We start from the raw sequence: 14838 nt of genomic DNA on the forward strand, positions 1-14838 counted from the left end.
GTGTCAGATCCCATCCTTGCTGTTGCGCGCCAGGACCGCCCGTAAAGCCAAGGCCCCGAAGGTGATATACATCAACAGGAATGACAGGGCGGAGCCAAAGGGCCAGTCATTGGCAGATTTAAACTGCCGTTCGATGATATTGGCGATCATCGCACTGTCGGGCCCACCCAACAGATCTGGCGTCAGGAAGCTGCCAAGGGCCGGGATGAAGGTAATAATAATGCCGGAAATGATGCCGGGCAGGGCCAGCGGCACAACGACATTCCATATGGTGCGCAAATGCCCCGCCCCCAGGTCCAGACTGGCCTCCAGATAGGATCGGTCCAACCGCTCTAATGCGGCATACAGGGGCAGGATCATGAAGGGCAGATGCACATAAACCAGCCCCAGAATGACAGCCTTATCATTATACAGCAGTTCCAAAGCCTGGAATTGTTCGCCCAGAACGGCTGCGCCAAGCCCACCCAGTCCGACCAGATCAAACATAAACCGGATTTTTTGATCGAACCATTCCAGTGTGAAATTCAGAAATCCCCGCTGACGCAAAACCGCGATCAAGGCGTAGGTCCGGATCAGCAAATTTGTCCAGAAGGGCAGCATGATCAACAGCAACAACAGGCCCTTATACCGGTTTGGGGCATAAACAATGCCCAGTGCGACCGGCAATCCGACGAACAGACAGATTATCGTCGCCAGACCTGCAACGCCCAAAGACTTCCAGAAGATTTTTAAGATATCGGGGTTAAAAACACGTATGTAATTGTCCAAGGTCCAGGTGATGTCGATGCCGACAACCCCCTGCTTTTCGCCAAAGCTGAACACCCAAATCAAGGCTAAAGGAACAAGAAAAAATAAGACGAGCCAGAAAGTCGGCGGAATGCCAACAGCCCAGAAAACCTGCTTAAATTTGCGCCACGATTCCATGCCGGATGCCCCCCATCAGAAACCCTAATCCCGCCGCGCCAACCCAAATGGGACTCGGCGCGACGGGTAGGCACTTACTGCATGCGATCAGGCAGCCAGGAAACGGGTCCAGGCTTCGTCGCGAATGCGGGCGATTTCTTCACCGGGATAGCGTTGCCATTCACATTTGGCGAGAACTTCTTCCGGCGGAAAGACGGAGGGATTCTTGTTGTAGCTGTCATTCAACAAGGCCCGAGCCGCCTGGTTTGGCGTTGCGTATTGAATATAGTCGGCGATCAGGGCCCCAACCTGTGGGTCCAGAATATAGTTGATAAATTTATGCGCATTCATCGGATGCGGCGCATCCTTTGGAATGCACAGGTTATCCGCCCAGATCAGGGAGCCTTCCTTGGGGATGACGTAGTCGATGTCGTCATCTTCAAGCATGACCTGACCGATATCGCCGGACCATTCAATGGTGATGTCAACTTCACCCGACAACAGCAAATCCTGACCGTTATCTTCAGCGATGGTTTTGAAGGCGGATTTCTGTTTAATCAACAGATCGACGGCGGCATTGATTTTTTCCGATGTATCGGGGTTCATGCCGGTGCCCAGATACATCGATGCCATGCCGATCATGGCTGAGCTTTCCGACAGGATCGCAATACGCCCGGCATATTTGTCGCTTTCGAAAATATCGCCCCAGCTGGTGACGCCATCCGGGGTTTTGCTTTTCCGAACGCCCAGGCCCATCGTGCCCCACATATAATTCACAGAATGCTTATGACCGGGGTCATAGGCGGCATCCCGGAAGGCGGGCGCGATATTCTTTGAATTGGGCAGCAGCGCGTAATCCAGCGGCTCCAGCATGTCGGCCGCAATCATACGGGCAACATAGGTATCGGACGGCACAATCACGTCAAATCCCGGATTGCCTTCGCGCAGTTTGGCGAACAATTCATCATTATCCGCAAACAAGGACATATTGGCTTCAATGCCAGTCAGGTCATTAAAGTCGCTGAGCGTGGTTTCGCCGATATAGGTGTCCCAATTGTAGAAATTGACCTTTGGTTCTTCCCCATGCGCAGCGGCAAAGGCTTTTGGACCAAAGCTGATGCCAGCCCAGGCAGCACCTGCGCCGGCAATTGTTGATTGCAGCATGCTGCGACGGGTCAGGCCCTTACGTTTTTGATCTGTCATTCCCTGTTCTCCTTGTTTGATCGACTTTAACCCGAACAGTGACTGTTCTCAGCCTTATCTGTCGAGCTATTTGTGTCCCGCATTGCCATTTTCAGGCGACAATGTCTTCCTCCCCAAATCAGGACATTTTCCAATGCGGTCTGTCAATCTGGTTCACGCATTGTGGTATCTAAAGTTACAGAATTCCCAGGTCTTTTGCGGTTGCATCCAGGCATTGTCGCAAAACACCGACAAGTTCATCTATTTCAGCCGGCTGGATGATCAATGGCGGGGACAGGACCATAGTGTCCCCACAGGCGCGCATGATCGCATTGCGTTTGAAAAAATGATCACGACACATGGTGCCGACGCGTCCTGCAGGGGCAAACCCTTCACGGGTCTGTTTGTTCTTGGTCAATTCAATACCACCGATCAGACCGATACAGCGAACTTCACCTACCAGGGGGTGATCTTTAATTTCTTCCAGTTTTTTGGCCAGATATGGTCCGGTTTCCGTCTTCGTTTTCTGCACCAGGTTTTCACGCTCGATGATTTCGATGTTGCGCAGTGCGACCGCAGCGGCGACCGGATGGCCGGAATAGGTATAGCCGTGATAGAATTCACCGCCATTATCGATAATCATGTTGGCGACGCGATCCGAAACCCCAGTTGCGGCGATCGGCAGATATCCCGATGACAGGCCTTTCGCCATGGTGATCAGGTCCGGTTCGATGCCAAACGTATTGGTGCCGAACCATTCCCCGGTACGACCAAAGCCACAGATCACCTCGTCGGCGATCAACAGAATGTCGTACTGTTTACAAATCCGATTGATTTCCGGCCAATAGGTTGATGGGGGAATGATCACCCCGCCTGCGCCCTGGATCGGTTCCCCGATGAAGGCGGCAACATTATCTGGACCCAGTTCCAGGATTTTGTCTTCCAGCGATTTTGCTGCGGCCAGACCAAATTCTTCACGCGTCATTTCCCCGCCCAGCTTATACCAGTAGGGTTGCATGACATGGTGAATTGTCGGGATCAGCTTGCCACCCTGTTTGTGCATCGGGCCCATGCCGCCCAGACCGGCCCCGGCAACAGTGGATCCGTGATAGGCATTGTCGCGCGCAATTACAAAGCGCTTATCAGGCCGACCTGCGCATTGCCAGTAATGATGGACCATCCGCAATTGGGTATCGTTCGCTTCTGATCCGGAATTGGCAAAGGTTACATGATTGAAACCCTGTGGCAGGATCGACGCGACCTTGGTTGCCAATTCGATAGAAGGGGCATGGGCGGTTTTAAAGAATGTGTTGTAAAATGGCAGTTCCTTCATTTGGCGATAGGCGACATCGGCCAGTTCATCGCGCCCATAGCCGACATTCACGCACCACAGGCCCGCCATGCCGTCTAGAATCTTGTTGTTGCTGGAATCATAAAGATAGACGCCTTCCGCCCGCGAAATGATCCGCGATCCCCCTTCGGCCGCCAGGGATTTATGGTCGGTGAACGGGTGCAGATGATGGGCCGTATCCAGCCGAACCAATTCATCTACGTCTAAATTACGTCTGATCTCAGTCATTTACAGGAATCCTTCTGAAGGCGGCGAGAGGCTTTGGTATGTGTTTCGACTCAAATTACCAAATGTGATCACATTTTGAAAGCATAGGATTGCCCACAGCCCACAACTTTTTGCGGACCCGCGTGACACTGCGGTAAAATGTTCCTTGTCCTGTGGCCTTGTTTCCAAGAAACTTTGTTGAAAGATATGAGAAAAATGCACAGGGAAACGCATCATGAGCCAATTGGACGAAATTTATCGCCGCAGTCTAGAGGAACCTGAAGCCTTCTGGGCGGAGGTTGCGTCGGACATTGATTGGATAAAGCCGTGGTCCAGTGTTCTGGATCGCAGCCGCGCACCGAATTTTTATCGATGGTTTGCGGGGGCCCAATGCAACACGTGTTACAATGCCGTGGATCGTCACGCCGATGGCGGGCGTGGGAATCAGGCGGCGATTATCTATGACAGTCCCATCACCGGCCGTAAGAAGACGGTTACCTATTCTGAATTAAAGGAACAGGTCGCGCGATGCGCCGGGGCTATGACCGCCTTGGGCGTCACAAAGGGCGACCGGGTCATCATCTATATGCCGATGATTGTTGAGGCCGTGGTGGCGATGCTGGCCTGCGCCCGGATTGGCGCGGTGCATTCGGTGGTATTTGGCGGGTTTGCGTCCAATGAGCTTGCGACGCGCATCAAGGATTGTCGCCCCAAGGCTATTCTGACCGCCAGTTGCGGCCTGGAGCCGGGTCGGATTGTGGCCTATCAGAAGCTGATTGAAGGGGCTTTGGCCCTGGCGCCCGATATTGTGGAATCAGTCCTGGTCTTTAAGCGGGAAGAGGCCCCCTGGGATCTGAAGAGCGGTCGCGATCATGACTGGGACGAAGCCCTTGCGGCGGCGGCACCGGCAGACTGTGTGCCCGTTGAGGCAACCGATCCGCTGTATATTCTCTATACTTCCGGGACGACGGGTCAGCCCAAGGGGGTCGTGCGCGATAACGGTGGTCACATGGTCGCCCTGAAATGGTCGATGAAGGCCATTTATGGTGTTGATCCGGGGGAAGTTTTCTGGGCCGGGTCCGATGTCGGCTGGGTCGTGGGGCATTCCTATATTGTCTATGCACCGCTGTTGCATGGTTGCACCACGGTTCTGTTTGAAGGAAAGCCCGTGGGCACGCCCGATGCAGGAACCTTCTGGCGGGTGATTGCAGACCATGGGGTGACAACCTTTTTCACCGCCCCGACTGCCTTCCGTGCGATCAAGAAAGAAGATCCGAAAGGGGAATTGATCGGCAAGTATGACCTGTCCAAATTCCGCACATTGTTTTTGGCGGGGGAGCGGTGCGATACCGATACGCTGGCCTGGGCGCAGGAAAAACTGAAAGTGCCTGTGATTGACCATTGGTGGCAGACAGAAACAGGCTGGCCTGTTGCGGCAAACTGCATGGGTCTGACCCCGTTGCCGGTCAAGCCAGGATCGCCGACTCGCGCCGTGGCTGGGTATAATGTCCAGGTCATTGATGATGCGCTGAAAGAACTTCCACGCGGAGAGATGGGGGCGATTTGCATCAAGCTGCCGCTGCCACCGGGCTGCCTGCCGACGCTGTGGAATGCGGATCAACGCTATCTGGACAGTTATCTGGTTGATTACCCCGGATTCTATAAGACCGGCGATGCAGGATATATGGATGAGGACGGGTATCTGTACATCATGTCGCGCATTGATGATGTCATCAATGTCGCGGGGCACCGCCTGTCCACGGGGGCTATGGAGGAGATTTTATCCTGTCATCCAGACGTTGCCGAATGTGCCGTTATCGGTGCGGCTGATGCCCTGAAGGGTCAGTTGCCGGTTGGTTTTCTGGTTTTGAAATCCGGCGTGACCCGCAGCGAGGACGAGATCATCAAAGACGTCATTGCGATGGTTCGGGATCAGATCGGACCGGTTGCCGCCTTTAAGACGGCAACCGTTGTGAAACGTCTGCCTAAGACCCGATCTGGCAAGATTTTACGTCGATCCATGTCCTCTTTGGCCGATGGGCTGGAGACGAAGGCGCCCGCAACGATTGATGATCCGGCGATCCTGGATGAAATATCCGAAAGTCTCAGCAAGATCGGATATCCATCCAAAGGATAGGTCTGGTTATAGGGTGAGGCTATAGGGTGACATAACCGGCATACAGCAAGCCAACGCTGATTGACCCTACCATCGCGATGGTCAGATACAGCAGGAATGTCTGGGTGTTGACCAGCGCCTTGACTGCAATCGCGGCGGGGATGCAGGTCACACCGCCTGCCACCATAAAGGCCAAGGCGGCGCCCGGTTGCAGCCCGATATCCATCAGGCCACGCACCAGCGGGATGGCAGCATAGCCATTCAGATAGGCAGGCACACCGACTGCGGCGGCGGCGGGCACGGACCAGGGCCCCAAGGTGGACAATTGCGCGGCAACTTGATCCAGCGGCACCCAGGATACCATCATCGCCTCCAGCAGGAAGGCGAGGCTGAGCCACCGGGTCAAGAACCAGCCCATGGTGCCAATCTCGCCCATAAAGGTCCCGCGGCGCTGCGACTCCTGCCAGAAGGCCCATACAGGTTTGGTTTCAGGCAGTTTTGATGGCCCACAGGAGGATGTGCCACATGCTGGCTTTGCCCGGGCCAGCAAGACATCTTTCAGATATCCAGCGCGCTGTAACAGCATCACCGCGCCCCCGCCCAACAGGCCGATGGCAATGGCTGAGATTGTCTTGGCGACGGCCATTTCCAATCCCAACACCCCCCAGGTCAGAACCATCATTTCTGGATCAATCACGGGGGAGGCGAGCCAGAACGCCATGACCGGGGCCAAAGGAACGCCTGCTGCCAACAGGGCCGCAATCAACGGCACAACGCCGCAGGAGCAGAAGGGCGATAAGGCGCCAAAGACAGCGGCGGTCAGGACGGCTTTTTCCTGGCGGCCCGACAGAGCCCGCGCAATCAACTGGTCCGCCCCACTGGCCTTGATATAGGCGGCGATCAAAACGCTGATGATGATGAAAATCCCGGTATGAACCAGGCTGCCCCCCATCGTTGCGGCAAAATCCAGAGCTTGGCCAGCCCCCGTAAGCAGCGCAGTTGTCAGCAACAGGACCAGGATGGTCCAAAGGACGCGGTCCTTAGGCAGGGATTTTAACCATGAAACGATATTACTAGAAATATCGAATTTAGGGGAAATCGGGTCCAGGCTTTGATCAACCATTTCTGATATCCTTTTCGAAGGTTAGGCGCTTAGCTTATGGGCGCGGTGTGGGACGGTTGGTGCGGTGCTACTGTCCGCACAGCATTCTTCTGTCAGGAAGGTCAACAGCCAATTCATGGTGCCATAGTCGGCACGGCATGTATGGGTCGTGCCTTCGCGATGACGCGAAACCAGGCCGACCAATTCCAGATGCTTTAGGTGATGCGACAGGGTAGAGGCGGGGATAGACAGGCTGGCCTGAATTTCACCGACACTTTTGCCAACATCCCCTGCGCGAACCAACAGGCGGAACATCGCCAGGCGGGTCGGGTTTCCCAATGCCTCTAAACAGGCTGCTGTCTCATCAAGATCGCTCATGAGCGTACCCATACGATGAATTCAAGAAGGAGTCAACCATATTTCTAGAATTATCGAATTAATGAATCATACTTGCATTCCCATTCGTGCCGTCTTAGCTCAAAGGATGACTGTGCGATCTTTTGGGGACCAGGTATAACCATGGCGCAATTGCCGAATATTCCATCACCCTGTGTCGGCGTCTGCGTGATGCATCCGACCACCAGCCTGTGTCAGGGCTGCATGCGCACAATTGGGGAGATTGCGGAATGGTCCCGCGCCTCGAATGAGCGTCGCTATGAGATCGTTTTGGACTTGAAGCAGCGGCGCATCGCGTCTGGTCGTGTTTCGGAAAGTGATCTGCGCCCCCGGCGGCGTCGCGCGCCCCCGTCGAGCAGCACTGGATAGACCATCCATGGGCCTGCCTCTTCCTGTCACCACCAAGGATGCGCGCGCGCTTATCCTGAACTTGCAAGGTCTGGGGCAATCCCATCGCAGACGCTTGTCAGATGGGGACTTGATGGACCTGATCCGACAGATGGGATTTGTTCAGGTCGACAGCATCAATATGCTGGAGCGGGCGCATCAGATGATCCTGTCGTCGCGTGCGACGGGGTATCGACCCAAACAATTACAGCGTCTGTTGGAAAAACAGGGGGCTTTGTTTGAGAACTGGACCCATGATGCCGCAATTATCCCGTCTGACTTCTTTCCCTATTGGATGCGACGATTTGAGAATCGCCGAGCGGCTTTGGCGGATCGATACAGCCGTTGGCATGGCCCGGAATTCCTGAACGAGACGGAAAGTGTCATCGCACATATCGAAGCGAATGGCCCAATTCTGTCGCGTGATCTGTCACCCGATGAACGCAAAGGTCCGGGTGCCTGGTGGAATTGGCATCCCTCAAAGACAGCCCTGGAGTATCTCTGGCGGACGGGGGCCTTGGCGGTGGCGAGACGGGAAGGATTTCAGAAGGTCTATGACCTGACCCACCGTGTCATTCCTGAACCACACCGGGAAACCCCGGCGGAGCATGCGGATCTGGTCGACTGGTCCTGTCGCAGTGCGCTGGAGAGGTTAGGGTTCGGGACACCCGGAGAGATCGCTGGTTTCTGGGATCATATCACGGCGGATGAGGCGAAGGCCTGGTGTGAGGCGAATCTGGGCAGGGCTGTTATTCAGGCCAGTGTGGATCAGACGACGGGACGACCCCGGTTGCTCTATGCCAGACCAGACTTGGAAGCTGCTTTGAACCAAGTTGAATCGCCGCCGCCGGGCCTGCGCATTCTAAACCCTTTTGATCCTGTCTTGCGGGATCGCAAACGGCTGCAGGGCCTGTTTGGATTTTCCTATCGCATCGAAGTTTTTGTGCCAGCCCCTCAGCGGACCTATGGCTATTATGTCTTTCCCATATTGGAAGGGGATCGCCTGATCGGCCGCATTGATATGAAGGCGGATCGACCCGCTGACTCCTTGCAAATCACAGCCGTCTGGCCGGAACCCGGGATCAGTTTTGGAAAGGGCCGCATGAGGCGCCTGGAAGGGGAATTGGACCGACAAAAAAACTTCGGTGGCCTGTCGACCCTTCGTTTCGAAGACGGCTGGCTGCGGGAACCTGTCGTTTCGGCGTAATCTCAATCTGGCGTTACTCAGACGCGCCCGCGCAGTTTTGGCGTTTTCACGGGGCGGACTTTCGCCACGCGGGTTTCGCGGTGGACAATATAGATCCCGCTGGCAATAACGATGGCAGCGCCAATGAAGACACGCAATACTGGAATTTCTCCCCAAATCCAATAGGCCAATAATGTGGTCCATATGATAGCGAGATAATCCAAGGGGGCCAGAATGGCGACTTCTGCATGGCGAAAGGCGATCGTCATTGTCAATTGTGCAATCGCGCCGATCAAGCCGACACCGATCAATAAGGCCCAATCCAACGTTGCCATCGGCATCACCCAGCCATCCAGATAAACCCATATCGCGCCCACGATAGCACCCGAAAGGGTAAGCCAGAAGGTGATGGTAAGGGCGGTTTCGGTAGCGGATAGTTTGCGGGTAATGATCATTGCCAACGCCATGCCTGCGGCTGCCAAGAGCGCAGCCATAGAAGCCCAATCAAACACGCTGCTGCCAGGATTGACGACGATCAACACACCGACAAATCCAACGCAAACCGCAATCCATCGGCGAATCCCCACGCGCTCACCCAGCAAGGGAACGGATAAGGCGGTCATTAGGAGTGGGGCGGCAAACAAAATTGCTATGGCATCTGCCAGCCGCATTTGACTGAAAGACCAGAAGATCAGGCTCATGGTGACGATGCTGATCGTCGAGCGCATCAGATGGACTAATGGCCGTTGCGTCTTGAGCGTCACAAGGCCACCATTCATCATTACTAAGATGAATATCGGTACAAGCGCAACGCCACAGCGGAAGAAGACAATTTGCGATGTTGGGTAGCCATCGCCCAACCATTTTACAGTCGTGTCCATGAAAGCAAATAAAAGGACAGACAGGCACATCGTGGCGATGCCCAGGCCGTTCTTGGAAAGATGCGATGATTTTTCGGAGACTGAAGCGTCAGTCACGACGTCGCGCCCAATTCCTTGGATCGACGGGTGGCGGCGGCAATGGCCTCAACCATTAATGGCCCCAGACCATCTTCCTCACGCATCAGAACTTTCAATGCTTCCAGGGTCGTTCCGCCTGGACTGGTCACATTTTCTCGCAGGGTCGATGGGGGCGTATCGCCGCTGGCCAGGGCCAATTGTCCGGCACCAGCGACGGTGACCAGGGCCAATCGGGCAGACAGGTCTTCTGGTAAACCGGCGGCAATGCCCGCTTTCGCCATGCATTCCATCAACAGGAAGGTGTAGGCAGGCCCGCCGCCGCTCAGCGCGGTTACGGCATCGATCAGCGCTTCGTCCTGAACCGTTGCGGCCTCTCCCACCGCACGCAGCAGGGCTTCTGCCTGCGACGACTGGGCATCGCTGGCAATCGTATTCGGGCAGGCTACCGTAATGCCCTGACCGATGGCGGCGGGTGTGTTGGGCATGGCGCGAATGATTGCAGCCCGGTCGCCCAGATGCGTTTCAAAATAGGATATCGTCTTGCCCGCCGCGATCGACAGGAACAGACAATCGGGTCCGGCAAAGCGCCGATAATCCGCCAGCAATGCATCCATCTGCTGGGGTTTGACCGCCAAGATAATGACTTCCGGGTTCAGGTCGTCAGGCACTTCATTGGCACCGGCAACAACAGTGACGCCTGCGCGATTCTTAAAGGCGTCGCCGCCAACCGGATCCACAACAGTGACCCCCCCAGCCACAATCCCGGACTTCAACCATCCGTCCAGCATCGCGCCACCCATTTTCCCGCATCCAATGAGGAGTAGCGGTCTTGATAGTGTGTCGGTCATTTTGGTCCTCTTGTTTCCAGTGGATTTTGGCTTAACGGGTGCTCATGCGCGTGAACAGGCTTTCTGTGTCTTTTATCAACCGTCCCTGGCGTTCGGCCAGGTCCATAACGGCGGCAATATCAGAGGCCGAGAAATTGACCTGCTCAGTTACTTTCATCAGCACGGAGGATTCATTGGGATGGAAGTTGTCGTCAACGAAGGCCATGGTCGCCAGGGTGAGGATTAAGACGACCTGAGAATGCGCATCGTCAAAGACAGAAACATCAATTTCGCCGAAGACGTCTTGAGTCGGTGTCGAAATATTCGTGCCCAATTCAGCATGCAGCATGCCAAATAAGGCATCTTCTTCGATGACAACTTTTGAATCAGCGATCATCATCCGTTTGGCCAGCGCCAACAGGACGGTCTTTTGTCTCAAGCTCAGTTTATCAAAAACAATCATGGTCGACCCTCTATGCAGTCGGGCCGTCTTGGCATGTCAGGCCCACGCTAAAGGGTATTCGCCACAGCACTTAAGGGATGTCAAACCTGATCACAGGAAAACATTTCTTCCAGGACGGAATATCCCATGATGGTGATGGGTATGATCCCGCGTTATGCCTCCCCCTGACAATCCAGCAAGGCCGCCTGCACGGCTTCTTCTGGTTTGTATCCACCCCACAGCAGGAATTGAAACGCTGGATAAAAGCGCTCGCACTCTGCCAAGGCGATGTCCATTAAATCTTCCAATTGCTCGACCGAAAAACCGCCCATGCCGCGCGTCGGGATGGTATGGCGATAGGTGGGAGATCCGCTTTCTGAACACAGATCGAAATGACCCATCCACATTTTTTCATTGATCAAGGCCAACAGTTCGACCACGCCCTTACGACGGTCCCCCGGGATCTTCAAATCAAAGGTGCAGGTGTAGTAAAAGGCGTGCATGTCTTCGCGCCAAACGAACAGCATGCGGTAATCGCACCAGCCACCTGTCGTTTCGACGATCAATTCTTCATCGTCTGAACGTTCAAATGGCCATTCGTTGGCTTGAAACATTGCTTCAAGGATATCGAGCGGGTTGGCGAGCTGACTGGAATGATCGACCTGCAAGCTGGTCATGGGTTCTCTCCCCTTCGAAGGCCCGGCGGGGGCGGGTGCCGATCTTGCACCGTATGCATGGGCATAACGATCAAAACCGGACGGATTCACCATCCACCGTGCCGCGATCCACGCATCTCTCCACCTCTCTCCAGAGTGTTCCAGGCATCGCATCTATATATAGATATGTATGCGATATCTGGTGAGATCAACGCTTCACCACACAAGACCTAGATTGCCATAGGGGGTTTCGCGGCGCAAAGACTTTTTAAAAGAAAGTTTTGTGGCGCTTGATCAGGCTTATGGGGCGACTCGCGGGTTTGGGAAAGTCTTGTAACCTCTGTTCCGCTTTTTTCCTGTCGATACATGCTTTTAGAATTCGGATCAGTAGGCTAGCGTTCCAGGATAAAATTGTTGCATGGGAGAAAATGAAAACAATGGAACATGACCACAGAGTGCTGATCACCAATGACAAGCCCGAGGCTCTGGCGCCCCTTTTCAAAGAGCGCTTCCCGGATTTAACAATACGATTCCTCAGCGATGCAGATACGCTGGACGCAACTCTGGCAGAATTCAACCCGACGGTGATTTTTGCCTATCCAGGGGAACCGGTTCCAAAATCCAAGTTTCCGGTCATGATCAATCATCCTTCCGTGCAATGGATTTCCAACAGTGGTGCCGGTGTTGAACATATGGGGCAATGGAACCCCAAAGAGAAAATCGTCACCAACGCATCGGGCGTAAATGCACCCTTCTTGGCGCAATATGCCATTGCGGCTCATATGTCGGCGAATATCGGCATGCCCCTTTATGCGCGGCAACAGCGCCAGAAGCTGTGGCGCATGGAAGAATGGCAACCGTTTGATGACCGGCGATTCTGTATCATCGGGCTGGGCAATATCGGACAGGCTGTTGCCGGGTATGCAAAGGCGCTGAATCTGCGCATTGTAGGTACCCGCGGCACCGCCCGCCCGACGCCCAATGTTGATGAGGTCTATGATTCAGACAATATCATGCGGGCATTGACGGGGGCTGAATTTGTGTCGGTCCATACGGCGCTGACACCGGAAACCAAAGGCATGATCAGCGACGATGCCTTCGCGGCGATGGCAGATGGGGCGATCTTCTTGAATGCCTCACGCGGGGCAGTGGTGGATGAAGACGCCCTGTTGCGGGCGCTGGACAGCGGAAAGGTGAAAACGGCCATTCTGGATGTGTTCCAACAGGAACCCCTGCCCAAAGATCATCCCTTATGGGAGCATGAAAATGTTATTGTTACACCGCATATGGCCGATTCGGTGAAAGACTGGCACGTGAACAATGCGCGCGCCTTTTGCGATAATCTGGATCGCTGGTTGATGGGAGAGAAACTGCAAAACATCGTCGATCCAAAAAAGGGATACTGATCAGGCAGGCAGGGGAAAAACGGGTTCTTCATCGCCAGCCTGCCAGGCGGGGTACTTTGTCATGATCCCCTCAAACAGGGGGGAGGCAAGGTGACCCGCCAGCCAGCGTTGCAGATCCGCCAGGGGCTGGGCGTCAAACCAGTCCCGGTCAGTATTGGCGAATTGACGGATGAAAGGGACCAGGGCGGCATCGGCCAAACTGATTCTGTCACCAAAGAGCTGGTCCGTCTTCGCCAGTTGGTCGTTCAATTCGGTCAGGATGTGAAACCCCGCCTGCCGATGTTCGGTCGCATCGGTCACATCGTCATATCGGTGGGGATATTTGTATCGATCCAGATGATGTTTGAAGGGACCGTCATTTCGGTCGATCAGGGTTGTCATCTCGGACAGAGTGCCGTGTTGTGGGGATAGCCAGTGATCGGGGTCGTTCTGGTTCAGCGCCCACAGCATGATATCCAGGCTTTCTTCCAGCACGTTGCCCTGGGGCAGTTGCAGCACCGGGACCGTTGCCTTGGGGGAAATCTCAATCATCTCCGCGGGCTTGTCGCGCAAAACGACTTCGCGCAAGGCACAGTGCTGGCGACTGATGCTGAGCGCAAGGCGCGCCCGCATGGCATAGGGGCAGCGCCGGAAGCTGTAGAGGACAGGCAGAGTATCAGGCATGGCTTTTCTTAGCGGCTGGTTTGGTGCCAGGCGCGCGAGACTGATCGCCAATATGCATTCTGCCCTTTGCCTGGGCCAGTTCGATCTGGCGCTGTCTTTCCCGAAAGCGTTCTTTGCGGTCCTCGTCATGGGCGTCATAACAGGCGGGGCAACTGACGCCGATCACATATTTCCAGGACTGCATCGCGACTGAATCGACAGGTTGGCGACAGGCATGGCAAACCTGATAACTGCCCAATTCCAGATTATGTTTTACCGACACACGCTGGTCGAATACGAAACATTCCCCCTGCCATAGGGAGTCTTCAGCAGGCACAGTCTCCAGATATTTCAGAATGCCACCCTTCAGGTGAAAGACATCGGCGATCCCCTGTTGTTTGACAAAGGCGGTCGCTTTTTCACACCGAATGCCCCCGGTACAGAACATCGCCACCTTTTTGCCCGCCAGGGCATCTGGTCTCAGGTCTGGTTGTGACGCGAACCAGGACGGGAAATCACGGAATGTCTCCGTCTTTGGATCAATTGCGCCTTGGAACGTGCCGATTCCAACCTCATAATCATTGCGGGTATCGATGACGATGACATCGGGATCACTGATCAGCGTATTCCAATCTTCGGGCGCGACATAGGTGCCAACCGTCTGCGTCGGGTCGATCCCCGGCACACCCATGGTGACGATTTCCTTCTTCAGCTTCACCTTCATGCGATAGAATGGGGTTTCCACGGCGTGGGATTCTTTGTGCTCCAGATCGGTGCAGTTCAGCAATTCCCGAATGCTGTTCAGGGCGGCATCGATACCCGCACGGCTGCCCGCGATGGTTCCATTGATCCCTTCTGGTGCCAGCAACAGAGTGCCGCAGACATCCACCGATTGGCAGGCCTGAAGAATGGGCTGGCGCAGCGCGTCAAAGTTCGGCAAGGCCATGAACTTATACAATGCCGCCACGATAATGGGGGCTGGATGTGTCTGGGTACGGGACTCGGTGACAGGGGTCACGACGCATTAACTCCGAATTTAGCTAAGATGGTTCTGCATTGCGACGTGCTGTACCATG

Annotated in this window: 15 protein-coding genes; 4 read left to right on the forward strand and 11 right to left on the reverse strand. The window is 54.8% G+C overall.

Features of this window, described 5'->3' with window-relative positions:
- Positions 1-3: 3 nt before the first annotated feature.
- From ACOSDR_RS12090 to ACOSDR_RS12100, 3 genes are all read right to left on the reverse strand, one after another.
- Positions 4-924, reverse strand: a complete 921-nt coding sequence (locus ACOSDR_RS12090) for an ABC transporter permease (protein WP_420731432.1) — start codon at positions 922-924, stop codon at positions 4-6.
- An 87-nt stretch (positions 925-1011) separates the two neighbouring features.
- Positions 1012-2106, reverse strand: a complete 1095-nt coding sequence (locus tag ACOSDR_RS12095) for an ABC transporter substrate-binding protein (RefSeq protein WP_420724811.1) — start codon at positions 2104-2106, stop codon at positions 1012-1014.
- A gap of 175 nt (positions 2107-2281) precedes the next feature.
- Positions 2282-3664 carry an aspartate aminotransferase family protein gene (locus tag ACOSDR_RS12100; RefSeq protein ID WP_420724810.1) on the reverse strand — a complete coding sequence of 461 codons (1383 nt, stop codon included), beginning with the start codon at positions 3662-3664 and terminating at the stop codon, positions 2282-2284.
- 214 nt (positions 3665-3878) lie between these two features.
- Between ACOSDR_RS12100 and ACOSDR_RS12105 the strand changes: the two genes are divergently transcribed.
- Positions 3879-5780, forward strand: a complete 1902-nt coding sequence (locus tag ACOSDR_RS12105; RefSeq protein WP_420731433.1) for a propionyl-CoA synthetase — start codon at positions 3879-3881, stop codon at positions 5778-5780.
- Positions 5781-5799: 19 nt separating this feature from the next.
- On the opposite strand, the gene ACOSDR_RS12110 is transcribed toward ACOSDR_RS12105, so the two are convergent.
- Both ACOSDR_RS12110 and ACOSDR_RS12115 read right to left on the reverse strand, forming a co-directional pair.
- Positions 5800-6882, reverse strand: a complete 1083-nt coding sequence (locus tag ACOSDR_RS12110) for a permease (RefSeq protein ID WP_420731434.1) — start codon at positions 6880-6882, stop codon at positions 5800-5802.
- A gap of 21 nt (positions 6883-6903) precedes the next feature.
- Positions 6904-7239 carry an ArsR/SmtB family transcription factor gene (locus ACOSDR_RS12115; protein WP_420731435.1) on the reverse strand — a complete coding sequence of 112 codons (336 nt, stop codon included), beginning with the start codon at positions 7237-7239 and terminating at the stop codon, positions 6904-6906.
- 141 nt (positions 7240-7380) lie between these two features.
- On the opposite strand from ACOSDR_RS12115, the gene ACOSDR_RS12120 reads away from it, so the two are divergent.
- Entirely contained in the window at positions 7381-7626 is a 246-nt protein-coding gene (locus tag ACOSDR_RS12120; protein WP_420724806.1) for a DUF1289 domain-containing protein, read from the forward strand.
- A gap of 7 nt (positions 7627-7633) precedes the next feature.
- Positions 7634-8851, forward strand: a complete 1218-nt coding sequence (locus tag ACOSDR_RS12125; protein ID WP_420731436.1) for a winged helix-turn-helix domain-containing protein — start codon at positions 7634-7636, stop codon at positions 8849-8851.
- 17 nt (positions 8852-8868) lie between these two features.
- On the opposite strand, the gene ACOSDR_RS12130 is transcribed toward ACOSDR_RS12125, so the two are convergent.
- The 4 genes from ACOSDR_RS12130 to ACOSDR_RS12145 all read right to left on the reverse strand — a co-directional run bounded on the left by ACOSDR_RS12130 (position 8869) and on the right by ACOSDR_RS12145 (position 11735).
- Entirely contained in the window at positions 8869-9807 is a 939-nt protein-coding gene (locus ACOSDR_RS12130; RefSeq protein ID WP_420731437.1) for a DMT family transporter, read from the reverse strand.
- The gene (gene proC / locus ACOSDR_RS12135; protein ID WP_420731438.1) at positions 9804-10637 is read right to left on the reverse strand and encodes a pyrroline-5-carboxylate reductase; all 834 of its coding nucleotides are present in this window, start codon (positions 10635-10637) and stop codon (positions 9804-9806) included. The genes ACOSDR_RS12130 and proC overlap by 4 nt, the downstream gene beginning before the upstream one ends.
- Positions 10638-10668: 31 nt before the next feature.
- A complete protein-coding gene (locus ACOSDR_RS12140) occupies positions 10669-11079 on the reverse strand; it encodes a hypothetical protein (protein WP_420724800.1) in 411 nt (136 codons plus the stop codon).
- Positions 11080-11231: 152 nt separating this feature from the next.
- Positions 11232-11735: a YbjN domain-containing protein gene (locus tag ACOSDR_RS12145; RefSeq protein WP_420724799.1), complete on the reverse strand. Its 504-nt coding sequence runs from the start codon at positions 11733-11735 to the stop codon at positions 11232-11234.
- Positions 11736-12142: 407 nt separating this feature from the next.
- Between ACOSDR_RS12145 and ACOSDR_RS12150 the strand changes: the two genes are divergently transcribed.
- Positions 12143-13120, forward strand: a complete 978-nt coding sequence (locus ACOSDR_RS12150; protein WP_420731439.1) for a D-2-hydroxyacid dehydrogenase — start codon at positions 12143-12145, stop codon at positions 13118-13120.
- On the opposite strand, the gene ACOSDR_RS12155 is transcribed toward ACOSDR_RS12150, so the two are convergent.
- Together ACOSDR_RS12155 and ACOSDR_RS12160 are read right to left on the reverse strand one after the other, a co-directional pair.
- Positions 13121-13783, reverse strand: a complete 663-nt coding sequence (locus ACOSDR_RS12155) for a glutathione S-transferase (protein ID WP_420731440.1) — start codon at positions 13781-13783, stop codon at positions 13121-13123. It abuts the gene before it with no gap.
- Entirely contained in the window at positions 13776-14780 is a 1005-nt protein-coding gene (locus tag ACOSDR_RS12160) for a rhodanese-related sulfurtransferase (RefSeq protein WP_420731441.1), read from the reverse strand. Before ACOSDR_RS12160 ends, ACOSDR_RS12155 begins: the two co-directional genes overlap by 8 nt.
- Between the last annotated feature and the right edge of the window lie 58 nt (positions 14781-14838).

Source organism: Hwanghaeella sp. 1Z406 (assembly GCF_048892425.1).
GTDB lineage: Bacteria > Pseudomonadota > Alphaproteobacteria > UBA8366 > Aestuariispiraceae > Pacificispira.

What these genes read in the sequence shown, in the direction of transcription:
- ACOSDR_RS12140 (WP_420724800.1), bottom strand. Translation starts at nt 11,079, where the DNA reads ATGATTGTTTTTGATAAACTGAGCTTGAGACAAAAGACCGTCCTGTTG.
- ACOSDR_RS12110 (WP_420731434.1), bottom strand. Translation starts at nt 6,882, where the DNA reads ATGGTTGATCAAAGCCTGGACCCGATTTCCCCTAAATTCGATATTTCT.
- ACOSDR_RS12145 (WP_420724799.1), bottom strand. Translation starts at nt 11,735, where the DNA reads ATGACCAGCTTGCAGGTCGATCATTCCAGTCAGCTCGCCAACCCGCTC.
- ACOSDR_RS12090 (WP_420731432.1), bottom strand. Translation starts at nt 924, where the DNA reads ATGGAATCGTGGCGCAAATTTAAGCAGGTTTTCTGGGCTGTTGGCATT.
- ACOSDR_RS12125 (WP_420731436.1), top strand. Translation starts at nt 7,634, where the DNA reads ATGGGCCTGCCTCTTCCTGTCACCACCAAGGATGCGCGCGCGCTTATC.
- ACOSDR_RS12120 (WP_420724806.1), top strand. Translation starts at nt 7,381, where the DNA reads ATGGCGCAATTGCCGAATATTCCATCACCCTGTGTCGGCGTCTGCGTG.
- proC (WP_420731438.1), bottom strand. Translation starts at nt 10,637, where the DNA reads ATGACCGACACACTATCAAGACCGCTACTCCTCATTGGATGCGGGAAA.
- ACOSDR_RS12100 (WP_420724810.1), bottom strand. Translation starts at nt 3,664, where the DNA reads ATGACTGAGATCAGACGTAATTTAGACGTAGATGAATTGGTTCGGCTG.
- ACOSDR_RS12105 (WP_420731433.1), top strand. Translation starts at nt 3,879, where the DNA reads ATGAGCCAATTGGACGAAATTTATCGCCGCAGTCTAGAGGAACCTGAA.
- ACOSDR_RS12150 (WP_420731439.1), top strand. Translation starts at nt 12,143, where the DNA reads ATGAAAACAATGGAACATGACCACAGAGTGCTGATCACCAATGACAAG.
- ACOSDR_RS12155 (WP_420731440.1), bottom strand. Translation starts at nt 13,783, where the DNA reads ATGCCTGATACTCTGCCTGTCCTCTACAGCTTCCGGCGCTGCCCCTAT.
- ACOSDR_RS12115 (WP_420731435.1), bottom strand. Translation starts at nt 7,239, where the DNA reads ATGAGCGATCTTGATGAGACAGCAGCCTGTTTAGAGGCATTGGGAAAC.
- ACOSDR_RS12095 (WP_420724811.1), bottom strand. Translation starts at nt 2,106, where the DNA reads ATGACAGATCAAAAACGTAAGGGCCTGACCCGTCGCAGCATGCTGCAA.